The following is a 24,464-nucleotide window of genomic DNA, read 5'->3' on the forward strand; positions in this document are numbered from 1 at the left end:
GAGTGAGTAATACACATTGTCCAAATGCGTCCCTCCTGAAAACTTTTCACCCTCCCAACACACTAAATAGCAAATTTCTAAAATTCCTGCTCCAACAGCTCCCCATCAATATATCTGGCCTTAATATTCCGGTCATCTCCGATGTAGCAGAAGCGCTCCAGTTTCTCCTCTGCCGTCATTTTTGTCCATGGATCTTCCATATTATCAATCACAAGGGCATTAAATGCATACCCTTTTTCGAAAGAACCAACCTTACCGAATACACTTCCAGACTCTTTGGTTGCATGATAGAATGCCTGTGTAATAGTAATGGTCTTACTTTCCTGTGGCTCGTAGAATTCTTTCAGCTTGGATAACTGTACGGCTCTTGCAACCTGGCGGTAGATGCCGATTCCGTGGCCACCGGCAATGTCAGTTCCCATGGCAATTTTCAGTCCCTCAGCCTCCATATGCTGCAGCGGCATTATTCCTGCAATAATATTCACAGTGGCATCCGGGCAGTGAACAGAAAAGCTTCCATGTTTTTTCAGAATCCGCTTATCTTCCTCAGTTGGGAAAATAACATGGGCGAAAATAGACGGACCATGATCCATCAGGCCTGCGCGCTCATAAATTTCTGCATCAGAGCCATAGCCTGGAAACAGATTCAGAGCTTCCTGTGCCTCCCAGAGAGACTCCACCAGATGAGTGTGCACACCACAATGATATTTTGCAGCCAGCTTGCCAAGACCATCGATCAGCGGCTTGCTGCAGGTCGGGGCAAAACGGGGAGCCAGAATGGTTTTTACCTTTTTGCTGCCCTCATGTTCTGCCAGATACTTCTCTGTTTCCTTCAGGGAATCCTCTGTGGTCTCGGTGAGAAATTCCGGAGAATTGCAGTCCATGTTCACCTTTCCCACATAACCATACATGCCTTTCTCTTCCATTTTATCAAAGAGATAGTTTGTGGCCTCACGGTGAATGGTTGCAAAAACATTGGCATGGAAAGTACCATGGCGGAGCATATCATCTACAAATGCATCGTAGCAGTTTTTTGCATACTCCATATTCTGGAAACGGGATTCCTGCGGAAATGTATAATGATTCAGCCAGTCGGAAAGCAGACAGCCCATACCGATTCCTCGCTGTACATACTGGGCTCCGTGTACATGAAGATCGGAAAAAGCCGGAATGATCAGCTTATCGTCGTAATCTACAACCTCTGCGCCCTGATACTGCTCCGGAATCTTTTCACAAATCTGTGAAACAACTCCCTCTTCCACAATTATATAACTGTTTTCGTGAATCTCTAACCTGTCTGCTGACGGTGTAAACAAAATATCTCCGTGATAAATCTTTACTGCCATTTTTTATCCCTCACATTCTTAATCATTGCATTTTTCTTTCTCGCGTAGCTTTTCCTCTATTTTGTATCTGCAATCCTGACCTCGATCCTGGTAGAATAATTATCATTATTCTGTTCCACAAACTGGTCGATGATATTCAGCGCCAGAATGGTATCCTCCAGATTCAGATTCCGTCCCCATTCCTTTATCCGTTTAAAGCTGTCCTGAATCTGTTCATATGCCCCCTTGTGATACCCTACCACATAGGTTCCTGCAGGAATCGTGCGTATCTCCGCATTTTCCTCTGGAACGGCATCTGTAAGAAGCGCTCCAAATTCCTTGCTATTTTCCCCATAAAATACAATGGTTGGATAAAAGTAGAATGATTCGCCTGCATAAAGCTCCTCTTCTGCTCCGATGGGAATATATTTTCGCTCTGGATATTTCACCACCTGGATATTTTCGTAATCAATTCCTGCTTTCGAATCTTCAATAAACTGTATTTTTCGCAAAATCGCATGGTCGATCCGCATCATCTCTTCCCACTGGGCATGAATGGCTGCGGAACGCTCCTTCAGTCTTTTAAGCGCCTCATCAGGACTTTTTGTGTCCTGAAAATCCCGGACTGCCTCAATGGAATAACCCAGTTTTCGCATATAGCGGATGGATGCAAGCTTATAAGTCTGATCAAAACGATATTTCCGATATCCGTTTTTCGGGTCTCTGTAGCTGGGCTTCAGAATTCCGATTTTGTCATAATAATGCAGGGTCTGCACGTTCAATCCGAATAAGGTCGCCAGCTCATTTACGTTCAGATACTCTTTATTTGCCATAGATACTCCTATCTTGAGCCTTTTACATAAGGCTTAGCAAGAGCTTCTGGTTCACTGTTCTTTCCAGCAGCACCAAGCATTGCAATAAGGGTCAGCGCATATGGCAAAATTGCCAGAAGGAATGGGGAAATGGATACGCCGATGGTCTGGAGACGAATCTGCAGGGCATTGGCCGCTCCGAACAAAAGAGCTGCTCCAAACATTCCAAAAGGTGTGTATCGTCCAAGAATAACAGTTGCAAGAGCAATATAGCCACGGCCGGAAATCATATTTTCCGTAAAAACGCCAAGCTGTACCAGTACCAGATATGCACCGCCGATTCCTCCAAGGATTCCGTTGAACACCATCACAATCCAGCGGTATTTTTTCACCTGAATACCTGCTGATTCTGCTGCACGCGGGTGCTCTCCTACTGCCATAAAGGACAGTCCCAGATTGGTTTTTTTGTAAAAAATCCAGGTCAGGATCAGGAGCACATAAAGGATATAGGTCAGGAAATCACAGTTAAAAAATGCATCTCCGATCAGCGGAATCTTTGACAATCCTGGAATTGCAATGTTTGGGAAGGTCTCGATCTGCTGATAGCCCTGTCCATTTGACATTAATTTAAACAAAAAGCTGGTGACGCCAAGCATAAGCATGTTGATGGCAAGACCGGATACAGACTGGTTCTGGATCAGCGTAATGGATAGAAGTCCGTGAAGCAGACTGACTATAAGTCCTCCTGCCATACCGCACAGAAGTCCCACAAACAGATTGCCGGAATACCAGGCACCGGCGAAGGAAAAGAATGCACCGCTGAGCATAACACCTTCCATTCCGATATTCAGAATACCGGATTTTTCCGCAATGGTCTCACCAATTCCGCCATACATAAGCGGCACTGCCAGACGAACTGCTGCGGCCAGAAAAGCCGTCATAAAGCTTAAACTGAAAATCTGCTGAAGCATTACGCATTTCCTCCTTTTCCAACTTTTGCCTGTTTCTTTTTGAAATGGAACAGCTCTCTTCCCAGAATCAAAACAACAACCAGACCGATCAAAATATTAACGATCGCAGACGGTACTCCAAGCTGTCTTTGCATGGAGCTTGCACCTACCTGCATTGCTGCATAAAGCACTGCCACAAAGAATACGCCAATAGGATTGTTGAATGCCACAAGTGCGATCAAAACAGCCGTGTAGCCACAGTTTGAGGAAATTCCTTCCAGAAGCTTTTTCTGAATGGCAAGGACCTCGATTCCACCTGCCACTGCAGAAAGTCCGCCGCTTAAAAAGGCGGAAAGCACAATATTTTTCATAACAGAAATACCGTTGCAGGTGCTTCCACGTTTGTTCAGTCCAACTGCCTTCAATTCGTATCCCATAGTTGTTTTTTCCAGGAAAAACCATACTACAAGTACACAGATGATTGCGATCAGAATACCTGCATGAAAACGGGTTGCACGAATCAGGGTTCCAAGCTGTACGGCTTTGTCAATTTTCGCAGACTGGGGAACATTTCCTTCCGGGTCCATCAGGAAGGAACGGACTGCATAGCCAAGAAAATTAATTGCAATATAGTTCAGCATGATAGTGACAATAATTTCGGAAATATTGAATTTTGCTTTGCACACTGCTGCGATCAGCGCCCACACGCCACCTGCCAGAAATCCGATTACCAGGGAAAGGATAATTCTTGGTATTCCCGGAACAGCAGTCCAGTTCAGAGCTACCATGGTAGTTGCCATTGCCCCTACATAAAACTGTCCTTCTGCACCAATGTTGAAAAAGCCGGTACGATATGCTACTGCGCAGCCAAGACCTGTAAGGATCAGCGGGCATGCTTTTACAAAAATTTCTGCAAATCCTGCAGGTGTTCCAAAGATTCCACGGAAGAAAAGACCGTATGCTTCCACCGGGCTTGCGCCGCATGCAAGGATCAAAACCGTACCTGCCAGAATTGTGATTACAAGAATCAGAAGTACATCTGTAATCCCTCTTGTTCTTTTTTCCTTCTCCATTATCTTGCCTCCTCTTCTGAAATTCCGCCCATGAGAAGGCCGATTTTCTGTACAGTAGCTTCTTCTCTATTCAGGATTCCCACGATTTTTCCACCAAAAAGCACTGCAATCCTGTCACTTAACGCCATAATTTCTTCCAGGTCTGCGGATATCAGCATAACACCTTTTCCTGCATTTCTCTGATCTATAAGCTGCTGACGGACAAATTCTGTAGCACCGATGTCAAGACCTCTGGTAGGCTGGCTTGCCACGATCACTTTTGCATGATCGTTCAGTTCTCTGGCTATGATCAGCTTCTGCTGGTTTCCACCTGACAAAAGCTTTACAAGCGTATCAATCCCCGACTTTCCGGATGCGCGCACCTGATATTGTTTCATTTTTTCTGCTGCATTTTTACGAATAGCTGCTTTGTTTATAATAGAATGGTTTGCAAATGGAAGCTTCCCATATTCCCGGAGAACAAGGTTTTCTGAAATGTTCATTCCGGTGATCAGACTGTCTGACAATCTGTCCTCTGAAATATAGGAAACACCTGCTTCATAACGTCCGCGGATATTGATTCCTGCCAGATTCTGTCCGTCCAGAAGAATTTCGCCCTCACCGGTTTTCTGAATTCCGGTGATCACCTCTGCAAGCTCTTTTTGTCCGTTTCCTTCCACACCGGCAATTCCAAGGATTTCCCCTTTGTGAATGGTAAGGCTGATATTCTCAAGCTTATGACGGCTGTGTTTTCTGTGATGATTGGACACATTTTTCAATTCCAGCATAATATCTTTTTTGGGAGAACCTTCTATATGATAGTCATCATTCAGCTCTCGTCCGATCATATAGGCAGACAGCTCTTCCGGATTGGTGTCTGCAGTCACAAGATCTGCCACCTGTCTGCCATCCCGAAGAATGGTAACCTTGTCACTGATTGCCATGATCTCGCTCATACGATGGGTGATGATAATGATTCCATAACCCTCTTTTTTCAGATTGCGGAGAACGTCGAAAAACTGCGTGGTTTCCTGAGGGGTGAGCACGCCAGTAGGCTCATCCAGGATCAGAAGTTCTACATTTCTGTATAATGCTTTCAGGATTTCCACTCGCTGCTGTTCTCCCACTGACAGATCACTGATCACAGCATCCGGGTTCACGTAGAGTCCGTATTTTTCTGCCAGATCAGTCAGCTTCTTTTTTGCAGCAGCTCTGTCCAGGAAAAAGGAGTTGTCCTTCAGATTCAGGACAATGTTATCCAGAACTGTCATTTTATTTACCAGGGAAAAATGCTGCTGGACCATTCCAATGCCTGCATCGATAGCTTCCCTTGGAGAGGCAAAATCCGCTGGCTTGTCTTTCCACAAAATTTCACCGCTGTCTGCAGTGTAAAGACCAAATATAATATTAACAAGTGTGGTCTTTCCGGCTCCGTTCTCACCGAGGAGAGCATGGATCTCACCTTTTTCTACTGTCAGGTTGATATCCTCATTTGCATATACGCCGGAAAATGATTTACAGATATGTTTCATTTGAAGAAGAGACATGGTTTTCTCCTTTTTCTCGTATAATTAAAGTGTTTTAAAAAGCTGAAACTTCGGAAGGTTATCTCCACTGACTGATTGATAACTTTCCTCCATTTCAGCTTCATTTGTCTTTGAACAATCAGTTGCCGGATTTCAGATTGCAAGCCATTTTTATAAAAACAGATATCTCAATCCGCGGTTACAAATCCGATTTCTTACTGTCTCATTGTGTAGTCGCGCTCAACCTCAAGCTCGCCGGAAATGATTTTGTCAATTGCATCCTGTGCAGTTGCTTTCACATCATCGGAAAGATTGTCGGAAAGGAGAACTTCTACTGCGCCATCTGCCATACCAAGGTTGTAAACATCTCCCTCAAAGCTTCCGTCTGCAACGCTGCCAAGGGCAGTATCAATTACAACATCAAGATTGTAAATTGCAGAATCAAGAATATTGTCAGGTGCTAAAGAGCTCTGATCGTAAGAATCGCCCTGGCACCAGATTCCAGCCTCAACAGCTGCTGTCATTGCACCGTTTCCGCAAGCATTTGCACAATGCTTGATTACGTCTACGCCATTGTCGATCATAGCTTTTGCAGCTTCCTGTGCAAGCTGTGTATCAACAAAAGAGTTTGTCCAGGCTGTCTGAACTTCGATATCAGGATTTACGGATTTTGCTCCGTCTTCATATCCGTTAATGATCTTTACAAGGGAATCTCCAGGGATCGGTCCGATGGCGCCAAGTTTACCAGACTCAGAAGTAGAAGCAGCAATGATTCCTTCTACATAAGCGGTCTGCTCACATGCCATAACGTAGGAAGCTACGTTGTCAGCGGAAGCGTCAGCCTCTGTGCAGATGAATTTGGTGTCTGGGTAGGTCTCTGCAACTTCCAGTGCAGGATCACCGAACTCATATCCGTGACCAATTACCACATCATAACCTGCACTTGCATAGTCAGCAAAAGCGGCGGAAATATCAGCAACTTCCAGGTTCTCTGTGTAAGCCAGTTCGTATCCGTATTTCTCACAGGCTTTCTGTGCTCCTTCGTATGCTGTCTGATTCCAGCCCTGGTCATTTGCTGCTCCGGAAAGTAAAAGTGCTACCTTCAGTCCTTCTCCATCAGCTGCCTGTACCGGCTGAGCACATACACCATTTACCATAGCCGCTGTCATTGCCATTGCTAATCCCATAACCACCAGTTTTTTCATCATAATCCTCCTTGATCAGATCCTGTTTTCGTGTATTCGATACTGTTCACTCCGTGGCCAGTATCGCTTATTTTTCTTATCCACAACTTTGTAGTTGCTATAAGGTTTTCTTAAGGCTTCTTTATAGTAAACTATATAGTTACTATAGAGTCAATACTTTTTTTCTTTTTTTGCAAAATTATCTGAAAAACCATTGAAGACGCACAGGGCAGTTTTTATTATTCTCCAAATTCTTCTGCAACCTTCTTCAGCATTTCCCGGATTGGCAGATGATATGGGCATCTTGTCTCGCACTTGCCGCATCCCACACATGCAGAAGCTTTCACTGCCATGCTGCCGTAGCGGTCTTTCGCCCAGTCAGCCAGATTGTAGCGTTCCAGATATCCTGCGAAAAGGAATGCGCTTGGAATGCTGATTCCAACCGTACATGGCGCACAGTAATTGCAGCGACGGCAGAAATTAGTACCCAGCTGATGGCGGATCTGTTCTATTTCTGCAAGCTCTGCCTCTGTAAGAGGTGCTGCGTCGGAGCATGCCTTAATGTTCTCTTCCAGTTCAGATACTTCTGCCATTCCCGGGATTACCACCGTAACAGCCGGGTTGGAACAGACATAACGAAGTGCAAGAGTGCCATTCTCAATTGCACCACCTGCTAATGGCTTCATGGCAATAAAGCCCACATTTTTCTCCTGACATTTGCGGATCAGCTCGTCGCCCTGGTTTTCTACGATATTATATGGAAACATGATTGTCTCCACCCAGTCCAGATTCAGTGCGCGCTCAAAAACAGCTGTAGAATGTGCAGTCAGACCGATATGACCAATTTTACCGGCTGCTTTCGCCTCCAATAAAGCCTCCAGAGCACCGCCCTCACCTATAACAGTGTCCAGCTGTTCCATGCTTGGGTTGTGTACCTGATACAGGTCAATGTGATTGGTTCGAAGATTGCCAAGGCTCTTCTCAATGTCTGCTGCCATGGTCTCTCTGATTCTTGCCATACTCTTGGTGGCAATTACAAATTTGTCACGAATTCCTTCAAGGGCATAACCAAGATACTCCTCGCTGACCGTATAGCCTCTGGCTGTATCGATATAATTCACACCCTCTTCTGCCAGCTGCTTCATTAATTTCTTAGTACCTTCCGCGTCAATTCTCTGGATGGGGATTCCGCCAAAGCCCATACGGGAAATCTTAAGACCAGTTTTTCCAAGTGTTGTATATTCCATTTGTGCTCCTCCTTATTTTTGGTATACAATAATTTATAAAATGTGTCTGAAATTAACAAAATATGCCACCGGCATACGCCGATGGCACATAAATAAACAGCTTATGCGATTTAGAACGGATATTCGCAATCCGCTTCCGCTACTTGCTCATAAATAAATAACTGTTCCGCAGTTATTCTAGCGGATATTCGCAATCCGCATCCGCTACTTGCTCATAAATAAATAACTGCTCCGCAGTTATTTATTTATACTCGTGACAGGTACTCGCCTGTTCTGGTGTCGATTTTCAGCTTGTCGCCCTGGTTAACGAACAGCGGAACCATTACCTGTGCTCCTGTCTCAACGATAGCCGGTTTGGTAGCACCCTGAGCTGTATTTCCAGCGAATCCTGGCTCTGTCTCTGTAACTACAAGCTCAACGAATAACGGAGGCTCAATAGCGAATACATTGCCATTGTGAGAACAGATCTTAACCATCTCATTCTCTTTTACAAATTTAAGAGAATCGCCAACCTGCTCTTCTGTAAGACCAACCTGGTCAAATGTCTCTACGTTCATGAAGTAATATAATCCGCCATCGCTGTAGAGATACTGCATATCAACACGCTCGATACGTGCTGTAGGGAATTTCTCTGTAGGACGGAAAGATTTCTCTAACACGGATCCTGTAATAATATTTTTGTATTTGGTTCTAACGAAAGCAGCTCCCTTACCCGGTTTAACGTGCTGGAATTCTACGATCTGACAAACGTTGCCATCAATTTCTACTGTGACACCGTTTCTGAAATCACCTGCTGAAATCATAATTAATTTTTCCTCCTTATAGTGCTTATGACTAGAAATATTTTATTATATATGTACCATTTTTTCAACTACTTTTTTTCATATGCAGCCAAATTTTCCTGTTTTTCCCATATATTATGGCAAAATACTTTTGTATTCACGGAAGCTGTTCTTCAATTTCCTTGATTAGTTCCTCAAAAGGCTTCACTCCTGTCACAACTTCAATATCTGCAAATTTATGATAAATCGGATCACGCTGTTTCAGAAGCTTTTTGATCTTTTCATCCTGATTTTCGCCTTCCAGAAGAGGATTGCTATTTCCCTCAAGCCTCTTGCGGAGAGTCTCAGCAGACCCCTTCAGGTAAACAACTGTACCCAGCTGCTTAATATACTGCTCATTCTGCTCCTGAACCGGAAGACCTGCGCCAAGAGAAATCACTTTTCTTTCCTTATCTTCAATCAGAGCTTTCACAGTCATAGTCTCCAGAGCACGGTAATATGGCTCTCCAAATTTCTGTAAAATCTCCTTTACGGACATGTTCATCTTCTTAACGATCACCTTGTCCACATCCACAAATGTCAGTCCCAGGTCACTGGACAGACGTTTCCCCACTCTTGTCTTGCCAGAACCCATAAATCCGATCACCACAATATGGTTCATGAATTCTTCTCCTCCTTGGTATAAAAATGTAATACAATTTTCTCCAGATAGCGCTTCAGCACGATCTGGATCTCTTCCTTGGGATTGATCGGCTTTACCAGAATATTACGAAGGCCAGCATTCTTAGCCCCCCATATATCGGTAAAAAGCTGGTCTCCGATAAAGACCGTATTCCCTGTGTTCGTTCCAAGTCTCTCCATGGCCCTTTCATAGCCTTTTCTGGACGGCTTGGCAGCCATTTCAATGAACTGAGCGCCTACTGAAGCGGCAAAGGGTTCTACCCTTTTTTTCCTGTTGTTTGACACCAGACAGCAGGAAAAGCCAATGTCGCGAAGCTGCTGAAAAAGCCGGACAGCTTCCGGATCTGCCGGTGCCCCATGAGGAACCAGGGTATTGTCGATATCAAACAAAATCCCCCTGTATCCCTCCTGGTATAGTTTTTCATAGTTGACTACATATGCTGAATCCAGATATTCATCTGGAAAAAAGCGTTCAAACATTCTGTTACATCCTTTAATTCTTTTATTTTCTATGATAGTGCAGATTGCGGGAATGATTTTTCAAACAAACTCCGGCAACGCGCTTTGCAATGCACAGAAATCATGTATTCACATGATTTCGCGCCTGTTTCCCAAGAGGTTCTGTCAAGATCCCGTCACCTGCTTAGGTACGCCTGCAGTTCCTCATAATGGTCTTTCATCACATCATAACCATGCTGATAAAACGCCATCAGCTTCTCTTTGTTCGCCTCCGCACGCCCCACAGTGGGAATTTCCGGGCGGATGACAAAAATATGTCCTTCCCTCTCCCATTTTTCCAGAAGCTCCAAAGTCCGGTTGTAGCTGCGGTAACGATTATATAAAGTGTTCAAAAATTCCGGGTAATGCCGAAATGCAGCCACATAAAGCGGAGTGCTCTTTCCCGGTTTCTTCTTGCGGTAACCCATATTTCGGGTAAGGATCACCACGTTCTTTCGATATCCCTTCTCCATGGCATGGATCAGGGGAATCGAATCTGCAATGCCGCCATCCAGATAAGGAACACCGTCAATCTCTACCATGGGACTTACAACGGGAATACTGGAAGAAGCCCTTCCAATATCCATCAGGCGACGTCTGTCATGCTTCTCAGTCATATATTCCGCATCACCAGTCTGGCAGTTGGTCACTACCATCTCACACTCCGTATCTGACTGAAAAAAAGTATCAAAATCAAACGGAAACAATTCATTTGGATATTTGTCAAACAGCATATCCATGTCAAAAAGCTCATGCTTCTTAAGAGCTTCCTTAGTAGCAATATAGCTGTTTGCCTTATCCTCTATGATCATGCAGTCTCTGGTCCTTCCAGGCTGCCAGGATACATAATCAAGAGCATTGCAGGAACCAGCGGAAACACCCACCACATATGGGAATTTCACCTCTTTTTCCATAAGATAATCCAGAACCCCTGCTGTAAATACTCCCCTGCTTCCCCCGCCCTCCAGGACCAGGGAAGACTGATGCTTCACTGTCATTCTTATTCACGCTCCTTAAGCGGTACGTATACAGCCGGAGCCAGAACGTTCTTGTAAGCCGGACGGATGATCTTGTCTGTATTGATCAGCTCTTCCATTCGGTGGGCGCTCCAGCCCACAATACGTGCCACTGCAAAAATCGGTGTATACAGCTCAAGAGGCAGATCCAGCATGCTGTAAACAAAACCGCTGTAAAAATCCACGTTTGCGCTGACACCCTTGTAAATATGGCGTTCCTCGGCGATAACCTCCGGAGCCATTTGCTCTACCATCGCGTAAAGATTGTATTCTTTCATACGTCCTTTTTCTCTGGCCAGAGTCTCAACAAAGCCTTTCAGTACCTGGGCACGGGGATCCGATACCGAATAGATCGCGTGTCCCATACCATAAATAAGACCTCTCTTATCAAAAGCTTCTTTGTGAAGCAGTTTCTTCAGATACTCTCTTACTTCCTCTTCGTCAGAAATATCCTTCACATTCTTCTTCAAATCCTGGAACATGCTTACAACCTTAATATTGGCACCACCGTGCTTCGGACCTTTCAGAGAGCCGAGAGCAGCTGCGATGGCAGAATAGGTGTCTGTTCCGGATGAGGAAACAACGTGTGTGGTAAATGTAGAGTTATTACCACCACCATGCTCCATATGAAGGATCAGGGCAAGATCCAGGATCTTCGCCTCCAGATGGGAATACTTCTTATCCGGGCGAAGCATACGGAGGATATTCTCCGCTGTGGAAAGCTCTTTCTTCGGATTGTGAATATAAAGGCTCTTGCCGCATACATAGTGATTGTAAGCCTGATATCCATAAACAGATAAAAGAGGAAATACACTGATCAGATTCAGGCACTGTCTCAGTACATTCGGAAGGGAAATATCATCCGGCTCCTTGTCATAGCAATAAAGTGTAAGCACACTTCTGGACAGGGCATTCATAATGTCCTTGGACGGTGCTTTCATGATAACGTCCCTTACGAAATTCGTAGGAAGGGAGCGCTGGTTCGCCAGAAGCTTGGTGAAATCCTCCAGTTCCTCCCCATTCGGAAGCTTGCCGAACAGTAAAAGATAGGTAGTTTCTTCGAAGCCGTATCTGTCATCTTCAATAAATCCCCTGGTCAACTCCTTGATGTCATATCCCCTGTAGGAAAGACTGCCCGCACAGGGCACTTCCTTGCCGTCAACCACCTTCGTGGCGCATACATTGGAAATCTGCGTCAGACCTGCCAGAACGCCCTTACCATTGATGTCACGAAGCCCTCGCTTAACATCATACTTCTGATAAAGAGACAGATCCAGGCTGGAATGCTCCTTGCAAACCTCCGTCAGGTTCTCTATTTCCGGTGTTACTTTCATCTTAAATCCTGCCATTCAAATAAACTCCTTTCTTTTTAATCCGTCCGATAATCCGTTCCTCCCTCAATTATTAATGCTGTCAGAGTCAGAAGCGGATGCTTCTGCTCCGGCATTGTAAATGGATAATCTGTGACTGCCATTGTTTTATTATCTTTTTATCGCTGTTTATAGGTGGACAAGAAATCCCTCAGCTTGTCCATAGCCTTCTCCAGCTGACGCACATTCGGCAGATATACTACACGGAAGTGGTCAGGACAATTCCAGTTAAAGCCCTTGCCCGGCACCAGAAGCACCTGTTTCTCATGTAAGAAATCAAGAGCAAACTGCTCGTCATTGTGAATATTGAATTTCTCTGTATCGATCTTCGGAAAAATATAGAACGCAGCCTTGGGCTTTACGGCTGTGATTCCCGGAATGTCATTGAGTGCCTTGTAGATAAAATCTCTCTGCTCATAAACTCTTCCGCCTGGCTGAATGTACTCATTTACACTCTGGTATCCGCCAAGTGCAGTCTGTACAATGGACTGGGCCGGAACATTGGAGCAAAGACGCATGGAGGAAAGCATGTTAATACCTTCAATATACCCCTTCGCCTTATTCTTGGCACCACTTAAGATCATCCATCCAATACGGAAACCAGCGATCATATGGGACTTGGAAAGTCCGGAAAAAGTAACGCAGAATACGTCTGGTGCAAGGGATGCAATAGAAGTATGCTTATAGCCATCCATGATCAGACGGTCGTATATCTCATCTGAAAAAATGATCAGCTCGTGCTCTCTTGCGATCTGCACGATCTGCTCCAGGATCTCCTTAGGATAAACTGCTCCTGTAGGGTTATTCGGATTAATGATAACAATCGCTTTGGTCTTGTCTGTGATCTTGCTCTTAATATCATCAATGTCCGGATACCATTCAGACTGCTCATCACAAATATAATGAACTACATTTCCACCTGCCAGAGTCGCAGTAGCTGTCCACAAAGGATAATCCGGTGCAGGGATCAGAATCTCATCCCCGTTATCCAGAAGTGCCTGCATGCAGAGATTGATCAGCTCACTGACACCATTACCTGTATAAATATCACTCATGGTAACCCCGGGAATTCCTCGAAGCTGGGCATACTGCATAATGGCCTTTCTTGCAGAAAAGATTCCTTTGGAATCGGAATATCCCTGAGAGGTACGAATATTGCTCAGCATGTCCAGAATTACTTCCTGCGGTGCAGAAAATCCAAATGGATATGGATTGCCGATATTCAGCTTCAGAATCTCCATTCCATCCTCTTCCATTCTGGCCGCTTCATCCACTACCGGTCCTCGCACATCATAAAGTACGTTATCCAGTTTACTGGACTTCTCGAATGTTTTCATTTATTTCACTCCTCATCTTACTACTTATGTCCGGCATATCTGTCTTTTTCCTGCTCCGGCATAATGTATTTCTTGCTATCTATCATCTCATATTTGGCTCATTTTCGCAAGCCTTAATGAAATTTTTGGAAATATGAAAAAAACTCTTTTCATTTTTAGCACTTTAGTGTATAATAGCGTCGTTAAAAAATTTTACACCTATCTGGATGAGGAGGAATTACAATGTCTTACACAGAAGAAGTATACGAAAGAGTCGTAGCACAGAATCCAGGTGAGCCTGAATTTCACCAGGCAGTAAAGGAAGTTCTGGATTCCCTGAAGGTCGTAATTGACAAAAATGAAGAAGAATACCGCAGCATGTCCCTTCTGGAGCGCCTTGTAGAGCCGGAAAGAATCATTTCCTTCCGCGTTCCGTGGGTAGATGACAAGGGCGTTGTTCAGGTAAACAAGGGATATCGTGTACAGTTTAACAGCGCTATCGGACCTTATAAGGGTGGTCTTCGTTTCCATCCGTCAGTAAACCAGGGTATCTTAAAATTCCTTGGATTTGAGCAGACATTTAAGAACTCCCTTACCGGACTTCCAATCGGTGGTGGTAAAGGTGGTTCCAACTTTGACCCGAAAGGCAAATCTGACAGAGAGGTTATGGCATTCTGCCAGAGCTTCATGACAGAGCTTTCCAAATATATCGGTGCTGACACTGATGTTCCGGCAGGTGATATCGGTGTAGGCGGACGTGAGATCGGTTATTTATTCGGACAGTACAAGAGAATCCGCGGATTATACGAGGGTGTTCTCACAGGTAAAGGACTTACCTACGGCGGATCTCTGATCCGTACACAGGCTACCGGATATGGTGTTGTTTATATGCTTGACGAGATCATGAAAGCACATAACGATTCTATTGATGGAAAGACATTCATCGTAACAGGATCCGGAAACGTTGCAATCTATGCTGTAGAGAAAGCTCAGCAGCTTGGCGGCAAGGTTGTTGCTATGTGTGACTCCAACGGATATATTTATGATCCAGAAGGAATCAAGCTTGACATTGTGAAAGATATCAAAGAAGTAAAACGTGGACGTATCAAAGAGTACGCAGACCGTGTTGAGGGTGCTTCTTACACAGAAGGTACCGGAATCTGGAACATCAAATGTGATGTATACCTTCCATGTGCTACCCAGAACGAGCTTGCTCTTGATGGTGCTAAGACACTTGTTGCAAACGGCTGCAAATATGTAGTTGAGGGTGCGAACATGCCTACTACTCTTGATGCTACAACTTATCTCCAGGAGAACGGTGTTCTGTTCATGCCTGGTAAAGCAGCTAACGCTGGTGGTGTTGCTACTTCTGCTCTTGAGATGAGCCAGAACTCCATGAGACTTTCCTGGACAGCAGAGGAAGTTGATGCGAAGCTTCATGGAATCATGGTAGACATCTTCCACAAAGCTGATGACGCTGCTAAGCGTTATGGTATGAAAGACAACTATGTTGCCGGTGCTAACATCGCCGGATTTGAGAAAGTTGTAGATGCTATGAAAGCTCAGGGCATCTGCTGATTCTCTGTCATCTGAAGTTTCAAAAAGACAGGTCCGCTGCGGCCTGTCTTTTTTATTCCATTTAATACTTGTTTATACAGAAAAAATCCCCGCTCTCTGGCGAGGATTTTTCTAATTTAAAAATTTCTTTAATTCATCCATAAAGGTACTGACATCTTTAAACTCCCGATACACAGAAGCGAATCGCACATACGCCACCGAATCCAGATCTTTTAAATGGCTCATCACGATTTCTCCGATTTTCGTGCTGGAGATTTCTTTATCTTCGGCATTGAAGATGTCGCCTTCTATGGCATCGATCATGGTTTCCAGCTTATCGCTGGCAATGGGACGTTTGTAGCAGGCGCGGCGGACACCGTTGATCAGTTTATTGCGGTCGTACTGCTCACGGTTCAGATTCTTCTTGATTACGGTTAACGGGATTGTCTCCACATTCTCATAAGTGGTAAATCTTCTTCCACAGGAATCGCACAGTCTTCTGCGTCTTATGGAATTGGTCTCTTCCACTGGTCTTGAATCTACTACTCTTGTATTATCCTGATTACAGTATGGACATCTCATGTATTTATTTCCCCTTCCTCATGTCTCCCCTTCTGCCATACAATCTGGGCAGCAGACTTTCCTCTTTTCTGTTCGCTCAGTAACATAAAACGGACTGAATTACCTATTTCTTATTATACTTTAATCATAGAAAGTATGTCAATAAACTCCATACATATTTTCAGACTTTTTGCATAATATCATAAAAAACAGGTGCTTTTCATGCGTATTTGCGAATTAAAGCAAAAAGAAGTGATCAATATCTGTACCTGCCGTACACTTGGCTGTCCGGTGGATGTGGAATTTAACTGTGAAACCGGATGTATTACCGCCCTTGTGGTTCCCGGACCTGGCAGTTTCTGCTTTTGTTTCTGGGGAGCCGGAAGTGAATATATAATTCCATGGAATTGTATCCGGCAGATCGGAGATGACATTATCCTGGTAGAAATTGATGAAAAGTATTGCTGTAAAAAGGCTTAATTCTATTTTCCCAATTGTCAAGGGGCAATAATTTTTATATTTTCCCGAAAAAAGAATATTTATCCTCCCACGTGAGAATCATTGTTACTGTTCACTTCGTTCTCAGCAGCACGCTTCGCGATGCACAAAAGGAGGATTCAAATAATGGCACTTAACAAAGTTGAAATTTGCGGAGTCAATACATCGAAGCTTCCGGTACTGAAGGCAGAAGAAAAAGAAGAGCTTTTTCGCAGGATCAAGGAGGGTGATGAAGAAGCCAGGGAACTTTATATCAAAGGAAATCTGAGGCTGGTTCTCAGCGTGATCAAGCGTTTTTCCAACAGCAGCGAAAATATGGACGATCTTTTTCAGATTGGCTGCATTGGACTTATAAAAGCAATTGATAATTTTGACACTACATTGAATGTAAAATTTTCCACTTATGCAGTGCCTATGATCATTGGAGAGATACGAAGGTATCTTCGTGACAATAACAGTATCCGGGTGAGCCGGTCGCTGCGGGATATTGCTTATCGTGCTATCTATGCAAAAGAAACTTATATGAAAACAAATCTGAGGGAGCCTACCATTGCGGAAATTGCCAGCGAAATAGGGATAAATAAAGAGATGATCGTATATGCTATGGATGCGATACAGAATCCGGTGTCGCTTTTTGAACCGGTTTATACGGAAGGCGGGGATACGCTTTATGTGATGGACCAGATCAGCGATAAAAAAAACAAGGAGGAGACCTGGGTGGAAAATCTGTCCCTCCGGGAAGCTATAAACCGGCTGAATAAGCGGGAACGGCATATTATTGATCTGCGTTTTTACGAGGGCAAAACCCAGATGGAGGTAGCCCAGGAAATCGGAATTTCCCAGGCACAGGTCAGCCGGTTGGAAAAGAATGCACTTAAAACCATGCGGAATTATCTGAGAGCGTGACGGAAATCATGGATCCCGGCATCACGAAATCCGCCCCTTACATGATCTGCTGCATGAATATATTGCAAAATCGCTGGTTGTTGGCCAGCGATTTTGCTTATTATGCTTCTATTCCAGAATACGTTTGAAAAAGGCCTTCTGCAAGATGTGCGTCACAATTTGTGGGAGATTTTGTCCGGATGAGGGCGCCGTAGCGGGCTACGGCAACCGAATTCGGGCAAAATATACCGCAAAGTGGGGCGTGCAGATTGCGGGAATGATTTTTCAAGTACGCTCTAATGCCTTTTCCAATTCTTTTATTACAATCTTAAGAGCTTTAATTCTCGCATACTTCTTGTCTACAGATTCCAGGATATGCCATGGTGCATAGGTGGTGCTTGTCTTGGCAAGCATTTCATCTACAGCACATTCATAAGCATCCCATTTTTCGCGGTTGCGCCAGTCTTCGTCGGTGATCTTCCACTGTTTTTCAGGATTGTTCTGACGGTCGGTGAAGCGGGCCAGCTGGGTGTCTTTGTCGATCTGGACCCAGAATTTGATAATCACGGCACCCCAGTCGGACAGTTCCTTCTCGAATTCATTAATCTCGTTGTAAGCACGTTTCCAGTCGTTCTCGCTGCAGAAGCCTTCCAGACGCTCTACCATTACGCGGCCGTACCAGGTGCGGTCGAAGATGGCAATGTGACCGTCTTTGGGCAATCTGGTCCAGAAGCGCCAGAGGTAATGACGCGCCTTTTCGTGAGGTTCCGGGCTGGCGATTGGATGGACCTCAAAGCCACGGGGATCAAGGGCTTCTGTGATCCGCTTAATATTACCTCCTTTTCCGGCTGCGTCCCAGCCTTCATAAGTAATGATCACCGGCACACGCTTGCGGTACAGACGGTTATGCAGTTCGCCCAGCTTCTTCTGGAGATGCTTCAGCTCTTTCTTGTATTCTTCATCCTCGATCACCTTGTCTGTCAATTCGATTTCCGAAAGCTTCGGCATTTTCTCAAGCGAAAAAATGTTTGGGAGAAGCGGTGCGCTGTGTGTGCTGTTCTGCAAAGCTACCTCAATGTTATTTACCATTATTTCAAGAACCTGAAGTTCTACGAAGTTGCGGTCTTTTGCATCAATAATATACCATGGTGCAATAGAAGTATTCGTGTCTGTCAGGTAGCGGTCGAAAATCTTCTGGCAATGTTTGTAATGTTCGTTCTGCCACTTGTCAAAGGCATCCACACGCCATTTTGTATCCTGCTCTTTGTTAAGCTTCTCAATACGTCTGGTCTGCTCTTTTTTGTCAATCTGCATGAAAAATTTCAGGACCAGATAACCGTTGTCTGTGAGCTGTCGCTCGAAATGTTTGATGCTGTCGATCCGCTTTGCATAATCCTCTTCTTCCAGACCGTTCAGACAGTCTTTGCAGGTCTGCTCCATCCAGCCAGAATCCAGAAAAGTAAATTTGCCGGCTTCCGGAATCTGATTAAAATACCGGTATAGAAATGGTCTGCGCAGTTCATCCTCTGTAGGCTTTGACATGGTTGCTACTTTAAAGAAACGGGGATCGATGTATTTGATCACTCTGCCAATAGTGGTTCCTTTGCCAGATGCACCCCAGCCTTCAAAAAGTACCAGCACAGGCAGCTTGTGTTCTTTCAGCTTCATCTGCTGCTGATACAGCTTCTCGCCAGCTTCTTTAATCCGTTTCTTCAGCTCCTCTTTTTCCGGAATCTCCTCCGGGATCCAGGTTTTCAGCATAAACACGTCCTCCTCACGTATCATTATTTTCAAACTCAAAGCAATTTTTCCTGCTAAAAGTAAATTCTATTTTTTTATATCCGCCTTATTTTCTGCATTATAACATAATCGTTCCCATTTTGCACGAATTTAACAAACATTTAACCGAATTTCGATTGCGATCGTTATCCTCTTATATACAATCCGATATTTTTGTGTTATTATTAAAAATCATATTTTGTATGGGTTTTACGAACACACAGCGTTTTGTATGTTACACCTTTCTTTTCGTAGCTCAGATGTTTAAACTTACCTAAGGAGGAAGTCCCATGCCTTTATCTGTCTTCATAGAAATGACCCTGTCTGCCATCCTTACCGTCTGGTCGCCTGGTCCCAATAATATTCTTTTGCTGTCCACAGCCAGCAAATACGGCATTTCCGGTAATATCCGCTTTATGACCGGAATCTGGAGCGGATCTCTCACTTTGATGTGTCTTTCCGGACTGTTCTGCAGTACTCTTGGGAAAATCATTCCAGGGATCCAGCCGGTTATGAAATATTTTGGCGCAGCTTATGTACTCTATCTTGCCTGGCAGACCTGGCGCAGGATTCCGCCCTCTGACAATGTCCAGGACAAAAAGCCAACCTGGCTGATGGGATTTTTCCTGCAGCTGATAAATGTAAAGATCATTATCTATGGGCTAACCATGTTTTCCGCTTATATTCTGCCCTATGAAGCAAGGGTTCCTATACTGTTTTGCTTCGCTGTATATCTGATGTTTCTTGGAGCCCTGGGAAATCTGCTCTGGGCATTTGCAGGAAATGTACTGAAAAGATTTTACAGCAGCCATTATAAGCTGATGAATGGGATCATGGCCCTGCTGCTTGTGTGGTGCTCTCTCAGGATCACTGGATTACTGTAAGACAGACCAAAAACACCTCCCGGAATATGTTGGTTACTCACATTTCGGGAGGTGTTTTCTATAGGGCACTGTTCAATTTATGAGGCACATGTATCAAATTGATACACGCTTATGCTGTCTTACTTAAATGCATCCACCAGTTCCTGACCATCGTCATATCCCTGGTTTTTCAGTTCTTCCACAAACCACTGGTCTACGCCTTCTACCGCCTCTTTAAAGGAATCAATATCCATATCCTCTTTTGCTGTAAAGGTAACGCCATTTTTCTCTTCCCAGCGATTCATGATCTCATTGGCCCCGGAGCGGTTAATGTAACGCTCATACTCAACAGCCATTCTTCCGGCCTTGTCTACAACAGCCTGCTGCTCTGGTGTAAGGCCATCATAGATATCCTGATTGATACAGAAGAACAGACAGTCATAGATGGCATCCCACATGGAGCAGTATGGCTGAACCTCCTGTACACTGGCTGCGTCGATTGCAGGAAGCGGATTCTCCTCTCCCTCTACGGTGTTCTGCTGAAGAGCTGTGTAAGTCTCAGACCAGTTCAGGTTGGTTGCATCTGCCCCCCATCTCTTATAGCATTCCATAAGAAGATTGGAGCCTGCAACACGGACTTTCAGGTTCTTCATATCGTCCACAGATTTTACTTCACGCACACTGTTGGTCAATTCACGGAAGCCGTTCTCCGCAATACCCATGCAATGCAGTCCATACTCACTGAGGATTTCCTTCATCTTCTCTCCTGCTTCACCGTCAAACTTGGCATCTGCGTCTTCCACAGAATCATAAATAAACGGCAGGGAGACTACGTTAAATCTCGGATCAAATGCAGAATAGATCAGGTTGGAATGCATAGAAATCTGTACCGGGTCTCCGTTCATCAGTGCCTGGATCCCCTCGGACTGGTTTCCATTTGTCAGCTGGTCTGCTGCATATATGTTTACTTTTACTTTTCCACCTGTAGCTTTTTCCATCAGCTCGCCGAACTTGCGGCCTCCATCAGCCCAGGTAGAAGTCTCAGTTGTGGAGCATGCAAAATTCCAGGTAGTCTCCTCCCAGCCAAGGTCACTGTAATCGCCAATTCCGGTAAATGCCTCTACCAGCTCTTCTGCATCCTCGTATCCCTGGGATTTCAGTTCCTCAATGAACCACTCATCTACACCGTCAACAGCTTCCTTAAAGGACTCAATGTTCATATCCTCTTTTGCAGTGAAGGTAACGCCGTTTTTGTCTTTCCAGCGGTTCGTGATTTCTTCATCACCGGAGCGGTTGATGTAACGCTCGTACTCTACGGCTTTCTGGCCTGCCTCGTCTACAACAGCCTGCTGTTCCGGTGTAAGACCGTCATAAATTTCCTGGTTGATACAGAAGAACAGGCAGTCATAGATGGCATCCCACATGGAGCAGTATGGCTGAACCTCCTGTACACTGGCTGCATCGATTGCAGGAAGCGGATTCTCCTGACCCTCAACTGTGTTCTGCTGAAGGGCTGTGTAAGTCTCAGACCAGTTTAGGTTGGTTGCATCTGCGCCCCATCTCTTATAGCATTCCATAAGAAGGTTGGAACCGGCAACACGGATTTTCAGGTTTTTCATATCATCCACAGATTTTACTTCGCGGACACTGTTGGTCAGTTCACGGAAACCGTTCTCTGCAATACCCATGCAATGGAGTCCGTACTCACCAAGAATTTCTTTTAATTTCTCACCAGCCTCACCGTCAAACTTGGCATCTGCATCTTCTACAGAGTCATAAATAAACGGCAGGGAAACTACGTTAAATCTTGGGTCAAATGCAGAATAGATCAGGTTGGAATGCATGGAAATCTGTACCGGGTCTCCGTTCATCAGTGCCTGGATTCCCTCGGACTGGTTTCCGTTTGTCAGCTGGTCTGCTGCATATATATTTACTTTTACTTTTCCTCCTGTGGCCTTTTCCATCAGCTCGCCAAACTTGCGGCCGCCGTCTGCCCAGGTAGAAGTCTCAGTTGTAGAGCATGCAAAATTCCAGGTAGTTTCCTCCCAGCCAAGATCACTGTAGTCTGCAATCTCATTGAAGGAATAATCCCCGTCTCCGGCTGCAGAAGCTGCGGATGAGCCGGTGTCACCAGAGGAAGAATCTCCGGAATATGCACCATTTTTAGCAAGTGCTCTCGGAAGAGCCGTTGAAGTTACCGGAATATAGGTAACCACAAGAAGCACTGCCACACAGGCTGCCAGCATGGGCATAACTGCTTTTGAAATTTCCTGAAGGGTAACCTCCATGCCTTTTTTGATCTTGATTCCGATTGCCACAAACAGGTTGACACCAACTGGCGGAGTTACCTGTCCAATTGCAAGGTTTACAGTTGCCATCACACCAAATGCAACCACATCATAGCCAAGTGCTTTACATACCGGAAGCATGACCGGAATAAAAATGTACATAGCAGAGTTTGCATCGATGAAACAGCCTGCAATCAGGAAAATAATGTTTACGATCAGAAGGAAGGTAAACTGGTTATGTGCAATGCTTCCAAGGAGCGCTGAAGCTGCGTCTGCGATACCGAATTTGGTACATACATAGGAAAACAGGGAAGCACATGCTACGATCAGCATGATTCCACCAGTTGTTTTCGCAGAATCCACGCAAAGGTCAAACAGATCTTTTAATTTAACCTCACGATAAATCACCATACCTACAAACAGACCGTATACAACGGATACAGCTGCTGCCTCAGTAGGAGTAAAAATACCGCCATAAATACCACCAAGAATAATAACCGGCATTAAGAATCCCCAGAAAGCATCCTTAAATGCATCCCAGCGCTCTTTTGCAGTCGCTTTCTTCTGGGCTGGCTGAATGCCTTTTTTTCTGGCTTCCACCATAACTACGATCACAAGGGCAACGCCCATCAGGATTCCAGGTACGATTCCTGCCATGAACATATCTGCAATAGATACGCCTGTGATAGAAGCATATACAACAAATGCAATACTTGGCGGGATGACAATGGCGATGGAGCTTGATGTTGCCATCAGGGCTGTGGAAAACGGTGCGCTGAAGCCTCCCCGCTCTACCATTGCAGGGATCAGAACTGCTCCAAGTGCTGCTACCGTTGCAGGTCCGGATCCGGAAATTGCGCCGAAGAAGCATGCTACAATAACGCATACAATGGCGATGCCGCCTCTTTTATGTCCCACGCAGGTATCTACGAATCTGACAAGTCTTTTGGAAATTCCGGCTTTTGCCATGATATTTCCGGAAAGTACGAAAAACGGGATAGCCAGAAGGAGAAATTTACTGATTCCGGCATACATATTGGTTGCAACGATGGTAAGGGAGGTTCCGGAGTACAGGATTGCACAGACGGAGGACAGTCCCAGACAGATTGCAATGGGAACTCCCATGATCAGGAAAACAAAAAATGAAATAAAAAGAACTGCACTTATCATTTATTTATCCTCCTTTTTCAGATTGCCTGTGCAATAGTCAAGACAGTATTCAATAAAATGTAAGATCATACATCCGGATCCGATTGGCACGAAGGACCAGAATATCCACTCCGGCCAGTTCAGAACGAAGGTACGTTTTCCGTTTTCCAGCTGTGTGATTACTTTTTCCATACCGAACCAGAATAAGATTGCGGTAAAAATAATGCACAGAACAGTGGTAAGGATAACAGATGGTTTTTTCAGTTTCTCAGGGAGACGGTCTGTAACCAGTGACAGGTTAACCAGTTCTCCTTCGCGGCATGCAAGTGCTGCAGCCATTAAGGTAATCAATACAAAGACTGCGACCACAAGTTCCTCGGTAAAGGACCAGGAACGATGGATCACTTTTCGGGAAAAAACATTTCCCACGGTCAGAACCAGTATCAGCAGGGTAGACACTACCAGAATACAATTTTCTACTGCTGCTACTGCATTCATGATTTTTTTGAAGACTTTCATGATCTCTCCTCCGCTTAATTTACTTGTCCGGTTTTCGTCTTTCGTAAAATGGAACTATCTGTTATGCAGCCGCAGTGCGATCCTGCCCGGCAGGGCTTTTGTGCAACAGAAAGTTCCAACGAAATTTCCTGTTACACAAAAAAAGTCCGCCCCTGAACTAGGGACGGACCATATTAGACCGCAACCACCCTGTTTCCCCTTTGAAACAAGTACGAAAAGACAACGTACCGACATACGCGATTCCGATAACGGGGAACAACCGTGGAAACCTACTTGATGCAGTTCTTCACTTCGTATCTGGTTCCTGTTTGAAAAAACGGATACTTATGAAGCGTTCGGCTTCCCTTCTCGGGGATGATCTTCAAAACAGACCTGACGCTGCTTTCCACCGACACAGCTCTCTGTAGACAAGGTGCTTCTGTTTCTACTTCTTCCCTTCAAGGAATTTAATCCTTTTTTAATTTAGTTGTTTAACGAACTGAAGTAATTTTACTACTAAAATTCGGGGAAGTCAAGTATAATTATGCAATTGCTATTTAGTGTGTTGAAAGTTGTTCAAGGCGGACGCATTCGGACAATGGTGATTGCTCACTCGCCGGCGCAACG

At 44.8% G+C, this 24,464-nt stretch carries 21 protein-coding genes and 2 pseudogenes; 5 read left to right on the forward strand and 18 right to left on the reverse strand.

The genetic code is table 11. The annotated features are described in order from the left end of the window. Window positions 1-77: 77 nt before the first annotated feature. From AB5Z12_RS18200 to AB5Z12_RS18260, 13 genes are all read right to left on the reverse strand, one after another. Window positions 78-1,346 (reverse strand): amidohydrolase family protein, encoded by a 1,269-nt coding sequence (locus AB5Z12_RS18200; RefSeq protein WP_368357461.1) that lies wholly within the window; start codon window positions 1,344-1,346, stop codon window positions 78-80. Window positions 1,347-1,402: 56 nt separating this feature from the next. After that, window positions 1,403-2,158, reverse strand: coding sequence for a MerR family transcriptional regulator (locus AB5Z12_RS18205; RefSeq protein WP_368357462.1), 756 nt, complete (start codon window positions 2,156-2,158; stop codon window positions 1,403-1,405). An 8-nt stretch (window positions 2,159-2,166) separates the two neighbouring features. Continuing rightward, on the reverse strand, window positions 2,167-3,108 hold the full coding sequence (locus tag AB5Z12_RS18210) for an ABC transporter permease (RefSeq protein WP_173719435.1): 942 nt from the start codon (window positions 3,106-3,108) through the stop codon (window positions 2,167-2,169). Next, window positions 3,108-4,160 carry an ABC transporter permease gene (locus tag AB5Z12_RS18215; protein ID WP_173735349.1) on the reverse strand — a complete coding sequence of 351 codons (1,053 nt, stop codon included), beginning with the start codon at window positions 4,158-4,160 and terminating at the stop codon, window positions 3,108-3,110. The genes AB5Z12_RS18210 and AB5Z12_RS18215 overlap by 1 nt, the downstream gene beginning before the upstream one ends. Continuing rightward, the gene (locus AB5Z12_RS18220; RefSeq protein WP_334285815.1) at window positions 4,160-5,671 is read right to left on the reverse strand and encodes an ABC transporter ATP-binding protein; all 1,512 of its coding nucleotides are present in this window, start codon (window positions 5,669-5,671) and stop codon (window positions 4,160-4,162) included. Before AB5Z12_RS18220 ends, AB5Z12_RS18215 begins: the two co-directional genes overlap by 1 nt. Before the next feature lie 209 nt (window positions 5,672-5,880). Further along, window positions 5,881-6,873 carry a BMP family protein gene (locus AB5Z12_RS18225; RefSeq protein ID WP_368357463.1) on the reverse strand — a complete coding sequence of 331 codons (993 nt, stop codon included), beginning with the start codon at window positions 6,871-6,873 and terminating at the stop codon, window positions 5,881-5,883. A gap of 215 nt (window positions 6,874-7,088) precedes the next feature. After that, a complete protein-coding gene (locus AB5Z12_RS18230; protein WP_368357464.1) occupies window positions 7,089-8,096 on the reverse strand; it encodes an aldo/keto reductase in 1,008 nt (335 codons plus the stop codon). A 245-nt stretch (window positions 8,097-8,341) separates the two neighbouring features. Then, on the reverse strand, window positions 8,342-8,899 hold the full coding sequence (gene efp, locus AB5Z12_RS18235; protein WP_118583940.1) for an elongation factor P: 558 nt from the start codon (window positions 8,897-8,899) through the stop codon (window positions 8,342-8,344). Between the two features lie 136 nt (window positions 8,900-9,035). Next, window positions 9,036-9,539, reverse strand: a complete 504-nt coding sequence (locus AB5Z12_RS18240) for a shikimate kinase (protein WP_187566156.1) — start codon at window positions 9,537-9,539, stop codon at window positions 9,036-9,038. Continuing rightward, window positions 9,536-10,039 carry a YqeG family HAD IIIA-type phosphatase gene (locus AB5Z12_RS18245; protein ID WP_187566155.1) on the reverse strand — a complete coding sequence of 168 codons (504 nt, stop codon included), beginning with the start codon at window positions 10,037-10,039 and terminating at the stop codon, window positions 9,536-9,538. Before AB5Z12_RS18245 ends, AB5Z12_RS18240 begins: the two co-directional genes overlap by 4 nt. 155 nt (window positions 10,040-10,194) lie before the next feature. Continuing rightward, window positions 10,195-11,055, reverse strand: a complete 861-nt coding sequence (locus tag AB5Z12_RS18250; protein WP_368357465.1) for a patatin family protein — start codon at window positions 11,053-11,055, stop codon at window positions 10,195-10,197. Window positions 11,056-11,057: 2 nt separating this feature from the next. Further along, a complete protein-coding gene (locus AB5Z12_RS18255) occupies window positions 11,058-12,422 on the reverse strand; it encodes a citrate/2-methylcitrate synthase (RefSeq protein WP_195380349.1) in 1,365 nt (454 codons plus the stop codon). A gap of 140 nt (window positions 12,423-12,562) precedes the next feature. Next, window positions 12,563-13,780, reverse strand: a complete 1,218-nt coding sequence (locus tag AB5Z12_RS18260) for an aminotransferase class I/II-fold pyridoxal phosphate-dependent enzyme (RefSeq protein ID WP_195392000.1) — start codon at window positions 13,778-13,780, stop codon at window positions 12,563-12,565. Window positions 13,781-14,002: 222 nt separating this feature from the next. Between AB5Z12_RS18260 and gdhA the strand changes: the two genes are divergently transcribed. Then, window positions 14,003-15,337, forward strand: a complete 1,335-nt coding sequence (gene gdhA / locus AB5Z12_RS18265) for an NADP-specific glutamate dehydrogenase (protein ID WP_118583930.1) — start codon at window positions 14,003-14,005, stop codon at window positions 15,335-15,337. Between the two features lie 111 nt (window positions 15,338-15,448). Here the strand turns inward: gdhA and nrdR are convergent, their stop codons facing one another. After that, complete coding sequence (gene nrdR, locus AB5Z12_RS18270; RefSeq protein ID WP_173719442.1) at window positions 15,449-15,898, reverse strand: transcriptional regulator NrdR; 450 nt, start codon at window positions 15,896-15,898, stop codon at window positions 15,449-15,451. 201 nt (window positions 15,899-16,099) lie between these two features. Here nrdR and AB5Z12_RS18275 point away from each other — a divergent pair, with 201 nt between their 5' ends. Continuing rightward, window positions 16,100-16,357: a PRC-barrel domain-containing protein gene (locus AB5Z12_RS18275; RefSeq protein WP_118583926.1), complete on the forward strand. Its 258-nt coding sequence runs from the start codon at window positions 16,100-16,102 to the stop codon at window positions 16,355-16,357. A gap of 144 nt (window positions 16,358-16,501) precedes the next feature. Beyond that, on the forward strand, window positions 16,502-17,281 hold the full coding sequence (sigG, locus tag AB5Z12_RS18280) for an RNA polymerase sporulation sigma factor SigG (protein ID WP_148461856.1): 780 nt from the start codon (window positions 16,502-16,504) through the stop codon (window positions 17,279-17,281). A gap of 100 nt (window positions 17,282-17,381) precedes the next feature. On the opposite strand, the pseudogene AB5Z12_RS18285 reads toward sigG, so the two are convergent. Beyond that, window positions 17,382-17,489 (reverse strand): annotated as a pseudogene (locus AB5Z12_RS18285) (DUF6783 domain-containing protein); the annotation flags it as partial. Between AB5Z12_RS18285 and AB5Z12_RS18290 the strand changes: the two are divergent. Continuing rightward, a pseudogene (locus AB5Z12_RS18290) lies at window positions 17,466-17,516 on the forward strand (DUF6783 domain-containing protein); the annotation flags it as partial. The pseudogenes AB5Z12_RS18285 and AB5Z12_RS18290 overlap by 24 nt on opposite strands. Window positions 17,517-17,545: 29 nt before the next feature. On the opposite strand, the gene pap reads toward AB5Z12_RS18290, so the two are convergent. Then, window positions 17,546-19,021, reverse strand: coding sequence for a polyphosphate:AMP phosphotransferase (gene pap, locus AB5Z12_RS18295; protein ID WP_368357466.1), 1,476 nt, complete (start codon window positions 19,019-19,021; stop codon window positions 17,546-17,548). Window positions 19,022-19,329: 308 nt separating this feature from the next. Between pap and AB5Z12_RS18300 the strand changes: the two genes are divergently transcribed. Beyond that, entirely contained in the window at window positions 19,330-19,923 is a 594-nt protein-coding gene (locus AB5Z12_RS18300; RefSeq protein ID WP_313721953.1) for a LysE family transporter, read from the forward strand. A gap of 119 nt (window positions 19,924-20,042) precedes the next feature. On the opposite strand, the gene AB5Z12_RS18305 is transcribed toward AB5Z12_RS18300, so the two are convergent. Together AB5Z12_RS18305 and AB5Z12_RS18310 are read right to left on the reverse strand one after the other, a co-directional pair. Then, entirely contained in the window at window positions 20,043-23,360 is a 3,318-nt protein-coding gene (locus tag AB5Z12_RS18305) for a TRAP transporter large permease subunit (RefSeq protein WP_313721951.1), read from the reverse strand. After that, window positions 23,361-23,858 (reverse strand): TRAP transporter small permease, encoded by a 498-nt coding sequence (locus AB5Z12_RS18310; protein ID WP_118583920.1) that lies wholly within the window; start codon window positions 23,856-23,858, stop codon window positions 23,361-23,363. Window positions 23,859-24,464: the final 606 nt, after the last annotated feature.

Source organism: Ruminococcus sp. RTP21358st1_G6_RTP21358_211008 (assembly GCF_040908885.1).
Taxonomy (GTDB): domain Bacteria; phylum Bacillota; class Clostridia; order Lachnospirales; family Lachnospiraceae; genus Blautia_A; species Blautia_A faecis.

What these genes read in the sequence shown, in the direction of transcription:
- AB5Z12_RS18200 (WP_368357461.1), bottom strand. Translation starts at nt 1,346, where the DNA reads ATGGCAGTAAAGATTTATCACGGAGATATTTTGTTTACACCGTCAGCA.
- AB5Z12_RS18205 (WP_368357462.1), bottom strand. Translation starts at nt 2,158, where the DNA reads ATGGCAAATAAAGAGTATCTGAACGTAAATGAGCTGGCGACCTTATTC.
- AB5Z12_RS18210 (WP_173719435.1), bottom strand. Translation starts at nt 3,108, where the DNA reads ATGCTTCAGCAGATTTTCAGTTTAAGCTTTATGACGGCTTTTCTGGCC.
- AB5Z12_RS18215 (WP_173735349.1), bottom strand. Translation starts at nt 4,160, where the DNA reads ATGGAGAAGGAAAAAAGAACAAGAGGGATTACAGATGTACTTCTGATT.
- AB5Z12_RS18220 (WP_334285815.1), bottom strand. Translation starts at nt 5,671, where the DNA reads ATGAAACATATCTGTAAATCATTTTCCGGCGTATATGCAAATGAGGAT.
- AB5Z12_RS18225 (WP_368357463.1), bottom strand. Translation starts at nt 6,873, where the DNA reads ATGATGAAAAAACTGGTGGTTATGGGATTAGCAATGGCAATGACAGCG.
- AB5Z12_RS18230 (WP_368357464.1), bottom strand. Translation starts at nt 8,096, where the DNA reads ATGGAATATACAACACTTGGAAAAACTGGTCTTAAGATTTCCCGTATG.
- efp (WP_118583940.1), bottom strand. Translation starts at nt 8,899, where the DNA reads ATGATTTCAGCAGGTGATTTCAGAAACGGTGTCACAGTAGAAATTGAT.
- AB5Z12_RS18240 (WP_187566156.1), bottom strand. Translation starts at nt 9,539, where the DNA reads ATGAACCATATTGTGGTGATCGGATTTATGGGTTCTGGCAAGACAAGA.
- AB5Z12_RS18245 (WP_187566155.1), bottom strand. Translation starts at nt 10,039, where the DNA reads ATGTTTGAACGCTTTTTTCCAGATGAATATCTGGATTCAGCATATGTA.
- AB5Z12_RS18250 (WP_368357465.1), bottom strand. Translation starts at nt 11,055, where the DNA reads ATGACAGTGAAGCATCAGTCTTCCCTGGTCCTGGAGGGCGGGGGAAGC.
- AB5Z12_RS18255 (WP_195380349.1), bottom strand. Translation starts at nt 12,422, where the DNA reads ATGGCAGGATTTAAGATGAAAGTAACACCGGAAATAGAGAACCTGACG.
- AB5Z12_RS18260 (WP_195392000.1), bottom strand. Translation starts at nt 13,780, where the DNA reads ATGAAAACATTCGAGAAGTCCAGTAAACTGGATAACGTACTTTATGAT.
- gdhA (WP_118583930.1), top strand. Translation starts at nt 14,003, where the DNA reads ATGTCTTACACAGAAGAAGTATACGAAAGAGTCGTAGCACAGAATCCA.
- nrdR (WP_173719442.1), bottom strand. Translation starts at nt 15,898, where the DNA reads ATGAGATGTCCATACTGTAATCAGGATAATACAAGAGTAGTAGATTCA.
- AB5Z12_RS18275 (WP_118583926.1), top strand. Translation starts at nt 16,100, where the DNA reads ATGCGTATTTGCGAATTAAAGCAAAAAGAAGTGATCAATATCTGTACC.
- sigG (WP_148461856.1), top strand. Translation starts at nt 16,502, where the DNA reads ATGGCACTTAACAAAGTTGAAATTTGCGGAGTCAATACATCGAAGCTT.
- pap (WP_368357466.1), bottom strand. Translation starts at nt 19,021, where the DNA reads ATGCTGAAAACCTGGATCCCGGAGGAGATTCCGGAAAAAGAGGAGCTG.
- AB5Z12_RS18300 (WP_313721953.1), top strand. Translation starts at nt 19,330, where the DNA reads ATGCCTTTATCTGTCTTCATAGAAATGACCCTGTCTGCCATCCTTACC.
- AB5Z12_RS18305 (WP_313721951.1), bottom strand. Translation starts at nt 23,360, where the DNA reads ATGATAAGTGCAGTTCTTTTTATTTCATTTTTTGTTTTCCTGATCATG.
- AB5Z12_RS18310 (WP_118583920.1), bottom strand. Translation starts at nt 23,858, where the DNA reads ATGAAAGTCTTCAAAAAAATCATGAATGCAGTAGCAGCAGTAGAAAAT.